Annotated in this window: 17 protein-coding genes; 11 read left to right on the top strand and 6 right to left on the bottom strand. The window is 53.3% G+C overall.

The window, feature by feature from the left end; genetic code table 11:
* The first annotated feature begins 54 nt into the window (after positions 1–54).
* The 3 genes from O9139_RS05080 to O9139_RS05070 all read left to right on the top strand — a co-directional run bounded on the left by O9139_RS05080 (position 55) and on the right by O9139_RS05070 (position 2,353).
* Positions 55–1,326, top strand: coding sequence for an MFS transporter (locus O9139_RS05080; RefSeq protein WP_270878371.1), 1,272 nt, complete (start codon positions 55–57; stop codon positions 1,324–1,326).
* A 169-nt stretch (positions 1,327–1,495) separates the two neighbouring features.
* Entirely contained in the window at positions 1,496–2,068 is a 573-nt protein-coding gene (locus O9139_RS05075) for a hypothetical protein (protein WP_270878370.1), read from the top strand.
* Positions 2,069–2,353, top strand: coding sequence for a hypothetical protein (locus O9139_RS05070; protein WP_270878369.1), 285 nt, complete (start codon positions 2,069–2,071; stop codon positions 2,351–2,353).
* Between the two features lie 89 nt (positions 2,354–2,442).
* Here O9139_RS05070 and O9139_RS05065 read toward each other — a convergent pair whose 3' ends face one another.
* The 3 genes from O9139_RS05065 to O9139_RS05055 form a co-directional block, all read right to left on the bottom strand.
* Positions 2,443–3,198: a DeoR/GlpR family DNA-binding transcription regulator gene (locus tag O9139_RS05065; protein WP_270878368.1), complete on the bottom strand. Its 756-nt coding sequence runs from the start codon at positions 3,196–3,198 to the stop codon at positions 2,443–2,445.
* A gap of 216 nt (positions 3,199–3,414) precedes the next feature.
* A complete protein-coding gene (locus O9139_RS05060; RefSeq protein ID WP_270878367.1) occupies positions 3,415–4,353 on the bottom strand; it encodes an aldo/keto reductase in 939 nt (312 codons plus the stop codon).
* Between the two features lie 36 nt (positions 4,354–4,389).
* Positions 4,390–5,391, bottom strand: a complete 1,002-nt coding sequence (locus tag O9139_RS05055; RefSeq protein WP_270878366.1) for a Gfo/Idh/MocA family protein — start codon at positions 5,389–5,391, stop codon at positions 4,390–4,392.
* Positions 5,392–5,526: 135 nt separating this feature from the next.
* On the opposite strand from O9139_RS05055, the gene O9139_RS05050 reads away from it, so the two are divergent.
* Positions 5,527–6,369, top strand: a complete 843-nt coding sequence (locus O9139_RS05050; RefSeq protein ID WP_270878365.1) for a helix-turn-helix transcriptional regulator — start codon at positions 5,527–5,529, stop codon at positions 6,367–6,369.
* Here O9139_RS05050 and O9139_RS05045 read toward each other — a convergent pair.
* Positions 6,361–7,173, bottom strand: a complete 813-nt coding sequence (locus tag O9139_RS05045) for a glycosyltransferase family 2 protein (protein ID WP_270878364.1) — start codon at positions 7,171–7,173, stop codon at positions 6,361–6,363. The genes O9139_RS05050 and O9139_RS05045 overlap by 9 nt on opposite strands.
* 119 nt (positions 7,174–7,292) lie before the next feature.
* Between O9139_RS05045 and O9139_RS05040 the strand changes: the two genes are divergently transcribed.
* Positions 7,293–8,264 (top strand): phosphotransferase, encoded by a 972-nt coding sequence (locus O9139_RS05040; RefSeq protein ID WP_270878363.1) that lies wholly within the window; start codon positions 7,293–7,295, stop codon positions 8,262–8,264.
* On the opposite strand, the gene ytaF is transcribed toward O9139_RS05040, so the two are convergent.
* Positions 8,257–8,868, bottom strand: a complete 612-nt coding sequence (gene ytaF, locus O9139_RS05035; protein ID WP_270878362.1) for a sporulation membrane protein YtaF — start codon at positions 8,866–8,868, stop codon at positions 8,257–8,259. The genes O9139_RS05040 and ytaF overlap by 8 nt on opposite strands.
* A 295-nt stretch (positions 8,869–9,163) precedes the next feature.
* Between ytaF and O9139_RS05030 the strand changes: the two genes are divergently transcribed.
* The 3 genes from O9139_RS05030 to O9139_RS05020 all read left to right on the top strand — a co-directional run bounded on the left by O9139_RS05030 (position 9,164) and on the right by O9139_RS05020 (position 11,803).
* A complete protein-coding gene (locus O9139_RS05030) occupies positions 9,164–9,973 on the top strand; it encodes a VanW family protein (RefSeq protein ID WP_270878361.1) in 810 nt (269 codons plus the stop codon).
* A gap of 65 nt (positions 9,974–10,038) precedes the next feature.
* A complete protein-coding gene (locus tag O9139_RS05025; RefSeq protein ID WP_270878360.1) occupies positions 10,039–10,659 on the top strand; it encodes a DUF2238 domain-containing protein in 621 nt (206 codons plus the stop codon).
* Positions 10,660–10,723: 64 nt separating this feature from the next.
* On the top strand, positions 10,724–11,803 hold the full coding sequence (locus tag O9139_RS05020; protein ID WP_270878359.1) for a lactonase family protein: 1,080 nt from the start codon (positions 10,724–10,726) through the stop codon (positions 11,801–11,803).
* A gap of 72 nt (positions 11,804–11,875) precedes the next feature.
* Here the strand turns inward: O9139_RS05020 and O9139_RS05015 are convergent, their stop codons facing one another.
* Positions 11,876–12,859, bottom strand: coding sequence for an aldo/keto reductase (locus tag O9139_RS05015; protein WP_270878358.1), 984 nt, complete (start codon positions 12,857–12,859; stop codon positions 11,876–11,878).
* Positions 12,860–13,073: 214 nt separating this feature from the next.
* On the opposite strand from O9139_RS05015, the gene O9139_RS05010 reads away from it, so the two are divergent.
* From O9139_RS05010 to O9139_RS05000, 3 genes are all read left to right on the top strand, one after another.
* The gene (locus tag O9139_RS05010; RefSeq protein ID WP_270878357.1) at positions 13,074–14,441 is read left to right on the top strand and encodes an MATE family efflux transporter; all 1,368 of its coding nucleotides are present in this window, start codon (positions 13,074–13,076) and stop codon (positions 14,439–14,441) included.
* A 268-nt stretch (positions 14,442–14,709) separates the two neighbouring features.
* Complete coding sequence (locus tag O9139_RS05005) at positions 14,710–15,183, top strand: MarR family winged helix-turn-helix transcriptional regulator (protein WP_270878356.1); 474 nt, start codon at positions 14,710–14,712, stop codon at positions 15,181–15,183.
* A complete protein-coding gene (locus O9139_RS05000; RefSeq protein WP_270878355.1) occupies positions 15,180–16,445 on the top strand; it encodes an MFS transporter in 1,266 nt (421 codons plus the stop codon). The genes O9139_RS05005 and O9139_RS05000 overlap by 4 nt, the downstream gene beginning before the upstream one ends.
* Positions 16,446–16,996: the final 551 nt, after the last annotated feature.

Genomic DNA, 16,996 nt, shown 5'->3' with positions numbered 1-16,996 from the left:
TCACCTATGTGTTAAATCGTACCCGTGATTTGAAGTTGAAGGGGTGTTTGTTTGATGTCACAACCAACTGCAGCAGCCGAAGCGCCGACGATGCGCTCGTTTCTTGCCAATCGCTTCGTGCAGACGATTATGCTGTCGGGCTTGTTTTTGCAAATTGGGATCTGGGTCCGCAACTTTGGGGTCCTGCTCTATGTAACGGATATGACCAATAACGATCCGATTTCGGTGTCTTTGATTTCCGTGGCCGAGTTTGCGCCGATTTTCTTATTCTCGTTCATCGGTGGGGCTTTCGCTGACCGCTGGAGGCCGAAATTAACGATGGTCTGGTGCGATTTGCTAAGCGCCGTCTCTGTTTTTGCCGTGATGATTACGCTGTACTACGGTTCTTGGAAAGCCATTTTCTTTGCGACCTTGGTCTCGTCGATCCTGTCGCAATTTTCCCAACCTTCGGGAATGAAGCTGTTCAAGGTTCATGTGCCTGAATCGCAAATGCAAATGGGCATGTCCATGTATCAGTCCATGTTTGCAATTTTTATGATTATTGGTCCGCTGATGGGCACTTACGTATATTTTCACTTCGGCATTAAAGTCGCGATTGCGATTATGGGGGTGTGTTTCCTGCTTTCCGCGCTTGTGCTGACATGGCTTCCTGCGGATAAGAAAGAGGCGGCGGGAAATCGCGAGACTCATATTTTTCAGGAAATGGGTCAAGGTTTCCGCTATGTGCGGCGCAACCGGCTGCTCGTGCTGCTCGGCGCTTGCTTTGCCGTCGCGGGACTTGCGCTGGGGTTAATTAATCCGCTTGGCCTCTACGTCGTCACGGAGAATCTGGGCTTGCCCAAAGAGAATCTACAATGGTTCATGGTGGCTAACGGATCAGCTATGATTATTGGTGGCGGGCTGGCGATGGCTTTCTCCAAGCGGATGTCCCCGCAGGCGATGTTGACCTTGGGAATGGCCGTCAGCATCGTGACGATCGCGGCAATGGGCGTCACTCATACGCTGTGGATTGCGCTTGCGGTGCAATTCCTCATGGGACTCGTGCTCCCGGCGATTCAAATCGGGATCTCGACGATGATTTTGGGTAACACGGAAGAAGCTTACGTGGGACGGGTCAACGGGATCTTGAATCCGTTGTTCATGGGAGCGATGGTGATCACGATGAGCTTAGCCGGGAAGCTGAAAGATATGTTTCCGCTATCTTCGTTGTATCTGGTCTCGGCGGGACTATTCGTCATTGGCGTGCTGGTTATGCTGCCTACGCTGAAGATGAAGTCGCAGCCGAAAGCGGAAACTGAGTCGCAGGCACAGGTGCAGGCGGAGTAGGTGTAGGGCATTAAAGAAGCAATACTTTGGTCGCATTGTTTGCGATTTAAAGTATTGCTTTTTTAGTGTTTATGGCTGCATGAGCGCCTTTCATTCGACTGGGAGATAGTTGCCGCTTGATCTATGACTGCGAAGTTGCCAGTAGGATCCTGCGATCCGTTGGCAGGTGATGCGGGACTTAACCAAGGAGCCGGATGAATGGGTTGCCGAAGAGCGGTCGCGGATTGCAACGGAAGGTTGGGGCGCCAGGGTTCTCGGCCTGCAATCTCCTCAGGGCAACTGGGGCGGTGAGGCAGACGCGCGGAATTGGCTGTGCACGAGCTACACCTTGCTGCTGTTGAAGGACTTGGGCTTGGCTCCAGCGGAAGAGGAAGCCCGAAGAGCGATCGGCCTTGTACGTGATCGGATCGTCTGGCAGGAGCGTATGGGCGGTCTGCCCTACTTCGACGGCGAGACCGAGCCCTGCGTCAATGGCTGGATCCTTGGCGCTGGCGCCTACTTCGGAGAGGCAAGCGACCTGCTCGCCGAGCGGCTCCTGAGCGAGCAGCTTGAGGACGGAGGCTGGAATTGCGACGCTCCACAAAGCCGGCGCTCCTCTTTCCACAGCACCATCTGCGTACTGGAAGGGCTGTTAGCGTTCGAGAGAGCCAAGGGGGAAACGGCTGCAGTAACGGAAGCTCGCCTGCGAGCACACGAGTACCTGCTGGAGCGTCGCATGATGAGATCGCTTTCGTCTGGCTAGGTGATTGATACCTATTGGCTGCGTTTCTCGTTCCCGACCACTTGGCATTACGATGTGTTGCGGGGACTGGATTACTTGCGCAGCGCTGGTGTTAAGCCAGACGAACGGGTCGCGGAGGCAGTGGAGTGGGTGGCGAAGAAACAAGATCCGGACGGGAAATGGCCGCTCGAAAACGTGCACTCCGATCGCGTTCACTTCGACATGGAAGGCGTGGAAGGAGAGCCTAGCCGCTGGAACACGCTCCGTGCTTTACGAGTGCTGGACTGGTATTCCACAGGACGTTAATCTCGGGGAAAATAACGCACAAAAAACACCTGTCAATATCTGGAGCGTACCAATAAATCCAGTGCTGACAGGTGTTTTTATTTTGTGTGTTATAGAAAAGGGACGCCGGCCTCTTTATAAGCAAGCATCATCTCCGGAGTGATCGCAGAATCGCTGATGATGCCGGTCGTTTCCTGCACTTCGCCGATGACGAACAGCGAGCTGCGGCTGAATTTGGAATGGTCTGCGACGAGGTAGGTGTCCATCGACCTTTTCATCATACAGCGGTTCGTTTCGGCTTCTAGTTCGTTGTAGATCATCATGCCGCGGGTCAAAGAGATGCCGTCGCAGCCCATAAACGTTTTGCGGATGCTGAGATTTTCCAGCGTCGCGTTGGCGAGCGGTCCGGACAGCTCAAACGTCTGCGTGCGGATGACGCCGCCTGTCACGATAAGCTGCAAGCCGGGAGTGCCGATCAGCTCATAAGCGATATTGACTGCATTGGTGATGACGGTCAAGTTTTTGAACTGGTTGAGCTTCTTGGCGATAAACGTGGTCGTCGTGCCGCCGGTCAAGCCGATAATATCGCCGTCTTCGATGAAGCGCAGCGCCTTATCGGCGATCTCTTTTTTCTCCTCGGTGAAGAGGTCCATTTTGTTGAAAAAGGGGACTTCCACCTTCAGGCTTTCCAGCACAGCGCCGCCAAACGTGCGGATGCAGCGCTTCTCCTGCTCCAGAATTTCCAGGTCGCGCCTTGCGGTGGCTTCAGACACAGCAAATTGCTGAACGATATCGGTTAAGGCGATGGAGCCTCTATCTTTAATGATTTGCATGATCGCATCTCTGCGCACATCAGTTTTTCCCATGGATCCTCCTAAGGGCTTTGCTATGATTAAGCGGGCATCTTACGCTAATTGGGAGCGTTCCAGAGGGAACGCCTGTCCGACCATGAAGTGAATAAGGACGCTACTTGTATCTTATCATGCCCATGGATAGATCGTCTATCGGGATGAGAAGGAGCGGCGCATACTAAAAAGCACCCCAGCATCAAAGCCAGGGTGCCCAAGTATAAGCTGCTGTAGTTATACCGCTGCTTCCGTCAAATCCAGCCAAGCGAGCTCTTGCGCTGTCAACTGAAGCTGTGCGCCTTCGTTACACGACAGCATCTCAGCTTCGCTGCGCGGCCCGATCAGCGCACCGGTCGGGAACGACTGGTTCAGCACGTAGGCCAGCGCAATTTGGATCGTGCTGACGCCTTTCTGCTGGGCCAGCTCTTCGGCGCGGCGCAGGCGCGACCAGTTCGCGTCGCTGTAGAAGACGCGGACGAGGTCCGCGTTCTCGCGGTTGTCCGGCGTGAAGCGGCCGCTGAAAAAGCCGCGGGCTTGCGCGGACCAGGACAGCAGCGGCAGCTGCGTCCGCTCGTGCCAAGCGAGCGTATCGGCATCAGCCGACACACAGCCGGCCCAGAACGGTTCGTTCGCTTTCGCGAGGCTGAGGTTCGGGCTGCTGAAGCTGAAGCCGATTAGACCGTGCTGCGCCGCGTAGTCGTTAGCTTCCTGAAGGCGCTCATGCGTCCAGTTCGAACCTCCGAACGCACGGATGCGTCCAGCTTCGACGTGCTCATTAAGCGCTTCCACGATCGCGCCGACAGGGACGGACGGGTCATCGCGATGCAGCGCGTAGAGCTCGATATAATCTGTGCGTAGCCGCTCAAGGCTGGTAAACAAGTCGCTGCGGATCGCCTCGGCGTTCACACGCGGGCCGTTTGCGTCATGATGCGCGCCTTTGGTGAAGATGTTAATCGATTCGCGGTTCCGGTTCTGATCCAGCCAAATGCCAAGCGCTTGCTCGCTTTCGCCGCCGCAATAAATGTGGGCCGTGTCGATGGTATTGCCGCCGATCGCCAAATAATGGCTGAGAATTTCGCTCACTTCTTCGCCGTTATTCAATCTGAAGAAGTCCGAGCCCATAATGAGCTGGGAAACCGGTTTATCTAGTCCTTGAATATGGATATGCTTCAATGTGATCCCATCCTTTTCATAATTGGTAATGGCTGGTTAGCCTTGAATAACAACCCGGGCGCGCTCGCTAGCGGACTGCAGGCAAGCATCGATCACTTTCATATTACGAATAGCATCACTTGGAGCGAAACGCAGAGCTCTCTGACCCCAAGCCGCATAAGCCATGTCGTCAGCTTGCAGTGCATATTGATTCACATAAGGGACTTGTTCCACGCGGCGTCCGTCGCCGGTGATGACGTAGAACAGACCGTCTTCTTCTGTCCGCGCGACAAAAGCGGAAGGCACTTCGATCCGGCCTGTGGTACCAAGTACTTCCAGTGTGTTGCGGAAGTTCGCCCACATGCCACAGTCGAAAGTAAGCGCCACATTGTCGCTGAATTCAACAAGGCCGGACATCATCATGTCGACGTTATCGTGTTCGGGCGAGAACAGGGCATGGGTCGTCACCGCTTCCGGTTCACGGCCCAGCAGGAGACGGGCAACGCTGATCGGGTAACAGCCGACATCGTACATCGAGCCGCCGCCCCAAGCTTTCACGAAACGGACATTCTTACTGTCGCCTGGATTATTGAAGGTGAAGGTGCTGTGGATGCCGCGAACGTCGCCGATTTCGCCGGATTCGATGATCGCCTGAATGCGCTCATAGCGCGGATGATGGCGGTACATGAACGCTTCGGCAAACAGTACGCCGGCCTCTTCGCAAGCGGCAACCATTTCTTCCACTTCGGCGGTGTTGAGCGCAGCCGGCTTCTCGCAAAGCAGATGCTTGCCTGCTTGAGCCGCACGAATGGTCCATTCCTTATGCAAATGATTCGGCAGCGGGATGTACACGGCGTCGATATTCGGATCCGCCAGCAGTTCTTCATAGCTGCCATATGCGGTGGGAATGTCCAGTTTGGCTGCAGTCTCCTGCGACTTCTGTAAATCACGGCTCGCAATCGCTGCTACGACCCCTGTTTCGGATTGCTGTATACCTGGAATGCAGGAGCGGATTGCAATGCCTGCACAGCCCAAAATGCCCCAGCGAAGCTTCGTCATTTTGTCATCATCTCTCCCTGTTTATTGGTGTGTTTTGCGTTATATTGTCATTATAAAATCAGTTTATTAAAATGAATATAACAATATTTTGCGTCGGATATCGGAATATTGTCATCAAGGTTGTGGGGGTGCGCCATGCGCAGACATGTCATGCTGCCGATGCTGCAGCAGTCGTCTTATTTTATTTTTCCGGAATCCGTGGGCTGGTATCGGGAGGAAGCGGATCATGACGTTGATCGGGCAGAGGGGTTATGGACGAGCTACAGCCTGCATTTTATCGTTGCTGGAAAAGGATACTTGGAGCATGAGGGGACGTTGTACACGCTGCAAAAAGGGGATGCTTTTCTCTACATTCCGTATCAGCAGCAAAAATATTACAGCAGTGAGGACGACCCGTGGGATGTGCGCTGGGTGCATTTTTACGGGGACCATCTGAAGGAGTTTTTGTTGGAAAAAGGTTTTCTGCGCCTGTTGTGGACGCTCAAACGTTGGGGCGAGCTGGAAGCGGCCTTTCATGAGCTGCTGATGGAGGCGGAGACGAATAACATCTTGCGGACGACGCATTTATCGACACTTACGTATATGATTTTGAGCGAGTTTATGAGCTATGCTGCGCCTTTAACCGGGAATCGGGGGAAGGAGTCGATCGAGCGCATTCTCGCTCTGCTCCCCTCCATGCAGCAAAAGGCATGCGAGCCGTTCGTGCTGGAGGAGTGGGCTGAGCAGGCGGGGGTCAGTTCGTACTATTTTTGCAAATTGTTCCGCAAGGCCATGTCGATGACCCCGCTGTCTTTCATTACGCTGTGCCGCATTCAATTCGCCAAGCAGCGCTTAATCGAGAAAGAAAATTGGCCGATCAAAGAGATCGCCCAAGAAGCGGGGTATGCCAGCGCCAGCTACTTTAACCAGCGCTTTCATGAGCATGAAGGCATGACCCCGAGCGAGTTTCGCAGCTTGTATATCAAAGGCTCAATGTGAATAGCGCGAGCGGATCGGTTCGCCGTCCCACAGCAGCTCGGTAGCCGCTCTGCGGGCTTTGACCTCCGGTTCTTCCAGCAGGAGAAAAAAGTTTTTGGTCGGCAGCTCGCCCAGCTGATGCTTGGCTGACAGCAGGTCCAGATAGGGACGCATGTCCTCAAGCTGGCCAGACATATTGCCGCCTTGCTGGGAGAACGCATAGAGCACGCTGGCGGCAGGGACGCGCTTAACGCGATAGCGCTCGGCGGCCCGCAGGAAGAAGTCCCAGTCCCAGTAATGGAACACTTCCGTGTCGAACGGCCCCAATTGTTCCAGCAGCGCAGGGCGGAACAGGCAGCCGGAAGCGTGGAAGGTGGAAAATTTGCGCATCGCCGGAATATCGAATTCGTAAGCAAAAACGAATCTGTCCGTCGGCTTGCGTACGCCGTGTTCGATGACGTAATCGAAAATCTCTACGTCGGCGTAGACGAGATCGCAATCTTCGATCTCTTGGAGCATGCGCTCCACATGCGAAGGAAGCAGCAGATCGTCATCATCGCACAGCATGATGAATTCGCCTTTGGCTTCCAGCAGACCGCGGTTGCGGGCATGAACATGCTTCCTATTGTCCGGCATGTCCACGATTTGAATGTTGAGCTCCGGGTAGAGCTCACGAATAAAATCAACGGACGGCCCGCAGTCGTTGACGATGATGATCTGTAAATTGCGGTGCATCTGCCGCCACAACGATTCAACAAGCTCGGACAGCTCCAGCGGGCGATTATAGGTAGGGATAATGACGGATACCAAAGGCTTTGCGGACATTTTAGCAAGCCACCTCCATAAGTCAATCTGAATAGTTTATAATTCGAAATAACAGCCTCGATTTCCTTTATGGGTCTGCTAGCGGCCCACAACATATCTTAGCAGGACGGTGAATTTGGATGGAGCGACAGTTCGAACAATGGTTTACGGAAACCGGCGAAGTCCGGGACGGCATCGCCCATGAGCGCGAAGTAATCTATACCGGCCGGAATGGCCATCAAGTGGAACGGGTGCGCGTTCTTACGGACGGAAGCGTGTACAGCTTTATTTTTAAACCGCTTACAAATGATACGAGCATCGGCAAAGAGATTTGGGTGCAGACGCATATTTTGCCCAAGATCGCTGAAGTTCGCGTTCCCCGGATATATTTGTATGCTGCCGAAGAACGGCCTGAGCATTATTGGATACTGGTAGAGGACATGGGCGTGTTAAAGCATAGCTTCCATCCTGACACGCTGAAGGAAGCTGCTGCGGTCATTCCTTTGTGGCATGCTTTGCCAACTGATCTGCTGCCGGCCGGCTTTGAAGGACATACCCCACGGGCTCGTTCGATTCAAGAGAGCTTGCTGGCTAACCAGGAACGCATTGTTGCTATGCTGAATAATAACGGTTTTGATGAAAAGGACGTGGCTTATTATCATCGTGAACTTGCAAGCAGCGAGCAGATCGAGGGGGATATCGTCCTGTCGCATGGGGATTTATATCCCCTTAATGTCGCGCGCACGGAACAAGAGCTAGTCATTATCGATTGGGAATACATTCATAACAATAGCGTGTACTGGGACCTTTTTTGCCTGATTGACATTACGAGTCCCATGTACCGCAGAGAAGTGGTTAGCCCGGACGCTCGGCTGGATATCCTGGAAAGTTATGTTCAGGCACGTGCCAAGCGGGATACGCCGGTCGGGGAAGATTTTATGCGCAGCTATCATAAATACGCCGCTTTGTATTCGATCTGGGTTCTGATGCTAATCGAAGGGGATCTGGCGCAGGATAAATTTGACAGAGTCAGCTTGCTGCAGCAGCATGAAGAAACGTTGGAGATTATTAAACAAACGTTAGGTTTTTTGAGGAGCAATGGGCTCAAATAAAGATTTCATACAAGCCGATCGCAATGAGCAAAATGCCGCCTGCCAGATTGGACCATTGGCCGAGCCAGGTTTTGGCCAGCTGCTGGCCTGCCCGGATGCCCAGGTCCACGGTAAGGAGTGAAAATAGGCCGACGGCCAGCGTCGTTGGCAAAGGCGCCAGGCCTGTTATGCCTGCTCCGAACCCGCCCGCCAAACAATTGATGGCCAGGGCAAGGCCCAAGGTGAGGGACTCTTTCCATGACAAAATGTTATTGTGGTCTTTATCCGCCTGAACGGGGTCATGCAGCATAGCAGTGAGTTCATTGGCGCCTTCTTTCGGTTTCGGGACTGGAGACCGGCGCTTCATGACATCGGTGCGAATGCCCCATAAGCCGATAAAAATGATCATCAATCCGCCAAACCAGTTGGCTAAGTGACTTGGCATGTAGTATGTCACGACATGACCTACCGTGATAGACAAATACGAAGCAATCATCGATAAGATGGCAATGATCAGATTGGAAACAAAAGGGATTTTCATTTTGCGCGCGCCAAAGGAAACCCCGATGCCCAAATTATCCAGGTTTGCCGCCAGCCCGATCCCGATGATGGAAAGCCAATGCATACCGACCCCTCCTTACTAGTTAGATGATAAGATATTCCGCAGGAGCCCAAATGTTTCGTGCAAATCAGGCAGCTTGGCTGATGACGAGGCTGGTTGTTAGGGGAGGCGGGCTAAATCTCTAAAGCGGATGGGGGAAGTTGGGGCCCAAAAGGATAATCCGCTTTAGAGCCGGGGATCAACTAGATTTTTGCTCAACTGGCACAACCAAAATGTAGGGTGCTGCGTCAAATATATGGGTAAATTTGGAAGTCACTTTCCATCCCCGTACATATTTGGCATAGAGGGAGCATCTGCCATGAAGCAAACTTTGTTGACCCTATTCCCGGGCTTGTACCGGCTGCGCATTGCGCAGCTGCGCCTGAAGCGGCATCTGGCCAATCTGCGATCAGGCATCCGTTTCGCGCGCCACAGAGCGCAGACGACGCTCCCTTATACGTGCAAGAAGCATCAGTCGCTACTGCGCAGAAAGCTGGGCTCGACAGACCCCGAGCTGCAGGAGAACAAAATTACGAACCTGCGCCTCAGCGTGAGTCGGATGGACGGCATCCTTATCAGGCCCGGCGAGACGTTCTCCTTTTGGCACCTGGTCGGCAAAACAACAGCGGCCAAAGGCTATATTGAAGGCATGCTTCTCTCGAAGGGCGGCGTTAGGCGCGGGGTTGGCGGCGGCATCTGCCAGCTGGGCAATTTGCTTTTTTGGATGGCGCTGCATACGCCTTTGCAAGTGGTTGAACGCCACCATCACAGCTTCGATCCGTTTCCCGATGATCACCGCGTGCTGCCGTTCGGGAGCGGGGCGAGCGTGTTCTACAACTATGTCGACTTGCGCCTGTACAACCCGACGCAGCACCTGTTTCAATTTCGTCTGTGGCTGACGGAGGAGCATCTCAAAGGTGCTGTATACTGTGATGAGCCGCTTCCGTACAGCTACCATATGGAAGAAAGAAATCACCGTTTTCATGAGCAGAATGGACGCCATTACCGGGAGAATGAAATCTGGCGCCATGTCATCGACAGACGAACCGGACGGAAGGCAGCGGAGGAGCTGATGATTCACAACTTCGCCGAAGTCAAATACGATTTGTTCAGTACTACGCAAAGATAGTACTTCTAGAAAATGCCATGCTGAGGTAACCTAACCCTGAGAAGGATACAAAGGGGGCTGCAGCCGTGGCTGAACGTGGCAACAAGCGATTTCGCGATAACCGTTATCTGCAAGGCATTATCGTTATTTATACCTTGTATTGGGCATGGCTGGCCGTAGCGCCTTACAGCCGTTTCGATTGGGTCTTGGAAAATCTTTTGATATGGCTGGCCCTGCTGGTGCTAATGATCTTGTATCGCCAATTTGTATTTTCCAATGTGTCATATACGCTGATAGCGCTGTTTTTGGCTTTGCATACGTTAGGCGCCCATTATTCCTACAATGAGAATATCGTGGATATTTGGATGAAGATTATGCTCCATTCGCCGCGTGACAATTATGACCGGTTGGTTCATTTTAGCTTTGGTCTGCTGCTGGCGTACCCGATTCGGGAGGCGCTGGCGACGTGGACCGGGCTGCGGCGCAGCTGGCTGTCCGTCATCACGTGCACGGTCGTGTTAGCGCTGGGCGCATTTTATGAGCTCATCGAAATGTGGGTGGCCCATATCGTCGCCCCCGAGATCGGCACGCTGTTTCTCGGGACGCAAGGCGATCCCTGGGATTCGCAGCACGATATGGAAGTGGCGCTCTATGGAGCGGTGATAGCGATGCTGGTGACGGCGCTGGTTCGCGGCAGGCGAGCTTGAACAAATTTTGGTATTTGATAAACTGAATTCGAAACAGTCAGGAAGGATGGAGGATGAACGCGCAATGACAGCGAAAAGAGAACATATGATCTACGTATACATCGGATCCTATACGGATGAGCAAAACAAGCAGGGGATCGGCTTGTACGCTTTTGATCGCCAGAGCGGCGAGTTGGAGCTGGTGGAGGCCTATACCGACCTCCCTAATGCTTCCTTTCTAACGATCAATGAGGCGCGGACGCATCTGTATGCGGTCAGCGAATTGGCTGAATACCAAGGCATGCTCGGCGGAGCAGCCGCTGCTTACAAGCTGGACAAGGCGACGGGCAAGCTGGACAAATTAAATGAACAGCCAACCCATGGCGCAGCGCCCTGTTATATCAGTAATGGAGGCCACTATGTGTATGTGGCCAATTATACGAGCGGCAGTGTCACGGTGTATCCCGTGGAAGCTGACGGCAGCTTGGGCGGGCACGTGCAGCTTGTGCAGCACACGGGGCAATTGGGACCGAACGCGCAGCGCCAGGAAGGTCCGCACGCCCATTCGATTGTGCCGACACCGGACAATCGGTATGCGCTTTCCGCCGATCTGGGCTTGGATCGGCTGTTCATTGCCAAGATTGACGCGGCGAACGGCCGGCTTGTGCCGCATCGCGAAGCGGCGCTCCAGCCGGGCGCAGGCCCGCGTCATCTGGCATTCAGCACGGACAACCGGTACGTGTACGTGATCAATGAGCTGGGCTGCACCATTACGGTGATGCAGGCGGATTGGGCCGCCGGCGAGCTGACCGCGGTGCAGGACATTTCCACGCTGCCGGAAGGCTTCAGCGGCGCGAATACCTGTGCGGATATCCACCTGTCAGGTGATGGCCGCTTCTTGTACGCCTCCAACCGCGGGCATGACAGCATCGCGGTTTATGCGGTCGACAACGAGCGCGGCACGCTGTCGTTGGTGCAATCGCAGGCGACGCATGGGCGGACGCCGCGCAACTTTGCTTTATCGCCGCAGGGCGACTACCTGCTTGCGGCGAATCAAGACTCGGACAGCATTACCGTATTCCGCGTGGACGCGGTGACGGGCATGCTGGAAGCGGCAGGGCCAACCGTTGCCGTAGGCAAGCCGGTTTGCGTCAAGTTCCTCTAAGCGCGGTAGTGCAACAAAAAGACCGTCCCCACGCTGCCCTTGTAAGGGCAGGCGGACGGTCTTTTTCGCGCTTTAGTACGCGCCGCGAATATGCGCATGCACTTCGCGCTCGTACCATCCTTTCAGCTGGCGCAGCTCTGCGGCCGTGAAGGATGGGACATTCGCCGCTTGCAGGTTGTCTAACACCTGCGCGGTGTTCTTGAAGCCGGGGATGACGCAGCTGACGGCTTCCAGATCGAGCAGCCAGCGCAGCGCGGCGCGCGTCATGCTTTCGCGGCCTTCGGCGATCCAGCTCAGCTGGCTGCTGAGCTCAAGGCCTTTGGCGAAGCCCAGGCCCGCGAACGTCTCGCCGACGTTGAACTGCTCACCGTTCTCATTGAAGCTGCGGTGATCGTCGGCCTCAAACTGCGTCTGCGCGCTGAACTTGCCAGTGAGCAGTCCGCTCGCCAGCGGCAAGCGCGCCAGGATGCCGACGCCTTGGGCATGCGCAGCCGGCAGCAGCTCGTCCAGAGGCTTTTGCCTGAACAAATTTACAATCACTTGCAGAGCCGCCACACCGGGCTGCTTCAAGCAAAACAAACCTTCCTCCACCGTCTCCACACTGACGCCATAGTGGCGGATTTTGCCCTCCGCTTTCAGCTTGTCGAGCACTTCGAATACGGTTCCCTGCTGCAAAATCGCCAGCGGCGGGCAGTGAATCTGATACAAGTCAATCGCTTCGCGCTGCAAACGTTTCAAACTGCCTTCGCAAAATGCACGCACCCGCTCTTCGCTGTAAGTCGCAGGATCATGAATATCGGCGCTGCGGCAGAACTTGGTGGCGATATGGATTTCATCTTCGCGGCCTTTAGTCGCTTGGGCCAGCAATTCCTCGCTATGCCCGCTGCCGTATACGTCGGCCGTGTCAAAGAAATTGACGCCTTCCTCCATAGCCCGGTGAAGCGCTGCCAACGAATCTGCATCGTTGACATTTCCCCAGGAGCCTCCGATCGCCCAAGTGCCGAAGCTGATCTCGCTAACCTTGATTCCGGTATTGCCCAGTGGTCTATACTTCATGTGGTTGGATCCTCCTATTTTTTATATCAGATGAACAGTGAATGAACGCGCGTCCATTCCCCTCTCTGTCCATTATCCAAAATAATTGTAATTATGTCTACCTGCTTTTTATACAGGGTGCTATACTATGGGAGGCTCAATAATCCACCTTGTGTACACGTTTACATGAAGGGTGATTTTATATAAAGAAGAGCAAGAGGATAAGGATGGTAAAATGGATACGGCAAAAAAAATGACATTGTTCGGGCTTGTCTGGCCGATCATGATCGAATTGTTCCTGCAGTTTATGATTGGCACCGCAGATACGTTGATGGTCAGCCGCATTTCCGATGATGCGGTTGCCGTGGTGGGCATCAGCAATCAGTTTTTTCAGGCTGTAATCGTGCTGTTTGCCTTGATTTCCAGCGGAGCAGGAATCGTGATCTCGCAGAAGCTGGGGGCCGGCAAAGAAGAAGTCGCAAGGCGGGTGGCTTCCATGGCCTTCGTACTCACGTTAGGCATCGGAGTCGTCGTGAGTTTGTTTTTGTTTGTGCAAACCGAGATGTTCGTGCAAATGCTGCAAGTACCGGTTCAACTGCATGCAATGACTGCGCAATATATTCGCATTGTCGGCGGCGGTACGATTGTCATGGCGGCAGTGCTTACGCTCAGTACGATCATTCGCAGCACGGGCAACACGAAAGGACCGATGCTGGTAGCCGTGGGAATGAACCTGGTTCACATTCTCGGCAATTACATCTTTATTTTTGGCGCTTTTGGTTTGCCGAAATGGGGCTTGTTCGGTGTATCGCTGTCGACGGTTGGCAGCCGGCTGCTTGCGCTCATCGTCCTCTTTTATATTTTCCGCAAATCGTTCGCTGTGTTCATTCAGTGGCGGGACTTTCGTATTTTCAATCGCCCGCTGTTGGGGGAAGTGGCCAAGGTCGGTCTGCCGATGGCCTTCAGCTCTGCTTCATGGACGGTGTCACAGGTCGTCATCTTCTCTATGGTCGCCACGATGGGGGCTGAGCAGCTTGCCGCAAGAACGTATTTGAATACATTAGAATCGTTTTCATTTTTGGCGGGATGGTCCTTTGCCATGGCTGTGCAAATTCAGGTGGCCCATTTGTTTGGCGCCGGACAGATGGAGCGGGCTTACCGCAGCTTATACAAGGCTTTGTTCTGGGGCGAGCTCGTGGTCATTGTGAACACGCTGCTGCTGTTTAGCTTCGGGCGCTTGATTTTAGGCGCTTTTACTGACAATCCGCACATTATCGCTGTCGTCATTGGCATATTAGCTCTCGATTTAATACTGCAGCCGCTCAAAATGTGGAACATGCCGCTCGGTAACTCCTTGAACGCTGTTGGCGATACGCAATACGTGATGAAGGTTGGCATCATTGTCATGTGGATCGTCGCCGTTGGAGGCACCTATTTGCTTGGCATCAAATCAGGCTGGCTGCTTCACGGTGTCTACATCGCGATGATTATGGATGAGGGAATCCGCGGTTTCCTCGTTCAGCGCCGCTGGATCGCGAGGAAGCGACTGCCGAGAGAGGCGGCAGCAGCAGCGGACGTGCGTGCAGTCGGTTTGCAGGTGTAACAGGAAGGCGAGAACGCGAGAAAAAGGTGAGCCCCGTAGAGGGGCTATTTTTTATGGAAAATGAGGCTCATGCGGACTCCAGGCTATCCGTCCGCGCCCCTGTCCGATTATTCCGACTTATTGCCGAAGGGTGTGGAATGTTCATCACAGCCTGTGAACTGATCGAGAGTCATGAAAATTATTGTGCGTGAAAAATAGTTGCGATTGCAACTAATCAGGCGTAATATAATAGTGGCAAATGCAACTAATTGCTCGGTGGAGTTTTTGGTTGGACGAACGGAGTGGATACAGATTGATCGATGCCAGAAATTCAATACCGCGCTGGGTATCGTTGCTCTACCGGTATGGCCAGGCTTATATTGGTGATCGCTTGAAGCATCTTGATATCGGCAAGGGCCAGCATATTTTTTTGAATGCGTTGTATAAGGAAGACGGGCTGTCGCAGGAAGAGCTTTCCGCTTATTTGAAAATCGATAAGGGCACTACGGCCAAAGCGCTAAAAAAGCTGGAAGAACAGGGCTACATCACGCGAAGTGTCAGTGAAGTGGATAAGCGGCGCAACATTGTGCAGTTGACGCAGAAAGCGCTCAATATCAAGGGTGAAGTGCGGAGCGTGTTGACAGACTGGCGGGAACGGCTAACGTACGGCTTGACTGAAGAAGAGAAGCAGCTGGCGCATTCGATTCTTGAGAAAATGGGCGACAATGCTGCTAGATTCGCAGAGGAGAAGGTGGATTTATGAACATTCGTCATGCCGGATCGACGTTTATTGAGCGTCACTTTCACGCATTAACGCATCGTAATTATCGGAATTTATGGCTGGGACAGTGTGTTTCCCTCATCGGCACCTGGATGCAAAATATCGGGCAATCTTGGCTCGTATTAACCATCACGGGGTCACCTTTCAAACTCGGGCTTGTTGGCGCTTTCCAGTTTATGCCGATTTTATGTTTTTCCTTGTTTGCAGGGATCATTGTGGATAAGTTTCCGAAAAAAAATATTTTGCTCATCACCCAGACGGTGTCGATGATTCTTGCTTTTACGTTGGCTGCGCTTGTATTGACGAATACGGTGAAGTACGAGTATATTCTCGTGCTGGCGCTGCTTCTGGGTCTCAACAATACGCTTGATATGCCGACGCGTCAGGCGTTTAATATTGAAATTGTCGGCAAAGAGGACTTGATGAATGCTGTGGCCCTCAATTCGACCACGTTTAACATGGCGCGGATCGTTGGTCCGTCAATTGGGGCCGTGATGATGGCCTTGCTTGGCGCGGGATGGTGCTTCCTTTTGAACGGAGTCAGCTTTATTGCTGTGCTTTTCGGGATCATGCGCATTAAGACTACGCCATATGTGCGAAAGGAAAGGTCACGGGAAGGCGTGATGAAAGAGATCAAAGACGGCATTATCTACATCGCGCGTGATCCGGTGCTGGCTCAAACGGTGTTGCTCGTGACCGTGATCGGCATGCTGGCGTTTAACTTTAACATTCTCATCCCCGTGTTTACGAAAAATGTGCTGCACATGAACGAGACCACGTACGGGACGCTGATGTCCTGTTTAGGGATCGGTTCGTTTGCCGGGGCGCTGACGATGTCCTTCCGCAGTAAACACGGACCGAAGATGATTATTAGTATCATCGGCAGCCTTGTCGTATCTGTTTGCCTCATCCTTAACGGTTTGAGCAGTTCCGTCTGGATGGTCGGGCTGGTGCTAGTTGTGAACGGATTTTTTAACATCGTGTTTGCGACGAACAGTAACTCCAACCTGCAAATGAACGCTAAAGAGGAATATAGAGCGCGCGTCATGAGCGTTTACTCGCTCGTATTTGCTGGATCGACGCCGATCGGCAACCTCTTTGCCGGCTACGTGGCCGACCGATATGGCGCGAACGGTGCTTTTATCAGCAATGGTGTCTTGACGCTGGTGCTGTGTCTGCTAATTATTTGGAAGTTTAAAAAGGCTTCAGGGAGCAGCTTGTTAAAAAAAGCGGGCATTAATTAGCTTTTAGCAAGATCCGCGCTCCCACGAGTCTCGCAAAAGAAAGTCGCTGTTGACCGGTACTGCTGGTCTGCAGCGGCTTTTTGTTTTCGGAAGTGAGCTGCTCTTGGCGCTATGCCGTAGGCTTATGGACAAATGGTTACTCTCGGTGCTATCCCGTAGGCTCAGAAACGACTGAGCAGCTCAATCTCGATCCCCCTGTTCGAGCTGTAGTCCGAAAAATCCGGCTTACAGAGCGAAAACGTGCTTGAACGGTGCTGCAGTCCGGTTTTGCCTGCTTACAGGCGGCTTTTTGCGTGTGGATGCCTGTTTTGGGGCTGCAATTGGGCAAAACCGGACTACAGAGCATGGCGGCTCGAGAAGTCCTTCTGTAATTCGGAAAAATCGAGACTACAGCTGGCGCTATCCCGTAAGCTTATGGACAAGTGGTTACTCTTGGTGCTATCCCGTAGGCTCAGGAACGACTGAGCAGCTCAATCACGATCCCCCTGTTCGAGCTGTAGTCCGAAAAATCCGGCTTACAGAGCGAAAACGTGCTTGAACGGTGCTGCAGT

Source organism: Paenibacillus aestuarii (assembly GCF_027789125.1).
Taxonomy (GTDB): domain Bacteria; phylum Bacillota; class Bacilli; order Paenibacillales; family NBRC-103111; genus Paenibacillus_E; species Paenibacillus_E aestuarii.
This window is presented reverse-complemented; position numbering and strand designations above follow the sequence as displayed.

Coding starts and splice junctions, on each gene's coding strand:
- O9139_RS05055 (WP_270878366.1), bottom strand. CDS start 5,391: ATGACGAAGCTTCGCTGGGGCATTTTGGGCTGTGCAGGCATTGCAATC.
- O9139_RS05030 (WP_270878361.1), top strand. CDS start 9,164: ATGAAGCAAACTTTGTTGACCCTATTCCCGGGCTTGTACCGGCTGCGC.
- O9139_RS05040 (WP_270878363.1), top strand. CDS start 7,293: ATGGAGCGACAGTTCGAACAATGGTTTACGGAAACCGGCGAAGTCCGG.
- O9139_RS05015 (WP_270878358.1), bottom strand. CDS start 12,859: ATGAAGTATAGACCACTGGGCAATACCGGAATCAAGGTTAGCGAGATC.
- O9139_RS05065 (WP_270878368.1), bottom strand. CDS start 3,198: ATGGGAAAAACTGATGTGCGCAGAGATGCGATCATGCAAATCATTAAA.
- O9139_RS05050 (WP_270878365.1), top strand. CDS start 5,527: ATGCGCAGACATGTCATGCTGCCGATGCTGCAGCAGTCGTCTTATTTT.
- O9139_RS05000 (WP_270878355.1), top strand. CDS start 15,180: ATGAACATTCGTCATGCCGGATCGACGTTTATTGAGCGTCACTTTCAC.
- ytaF (WP_270878362.1), bottom strand. CDS start 8,868: ATGCATTGGCTTTCCATCATCGGGATCGGGCTGGCGGCAAACCTGGAT.
- O9139_RS05020 (WP_270878359.1), top strand. CDS start 10,724: ATGACAGCGAAAAGAGAACATATGATCTACGTATACATCGGATCCTAT.
- O9139_RS05075 (WP_270878370.1), top strand. CDS start 1,496: ATGCGGGACTTAACCAAGGAGCCGGATGAATGGGTTGCCGAAGAGCGG.
- O9139_RS05010 (WP_270878357.1), top strand. CDS start 13,074: ATGGATACGGCAAAAAAAATGACATTGTTCGGGCTTGTCTGGCCGATC.
- O9139_RS05045 (WP_270878364.1), bottom strand. CDS start 7,173: ATGTCCGCAAAGCCTTTGGTATCCGTCATTATCCCTACCTATAATCGC.
- O9139_RS05080 (WP_270878371.1), top strand. CDS start 55: ATGTCACAACCAACTGCAGCAGCCGAAGCGCCGACGATGCGCTCGTTT.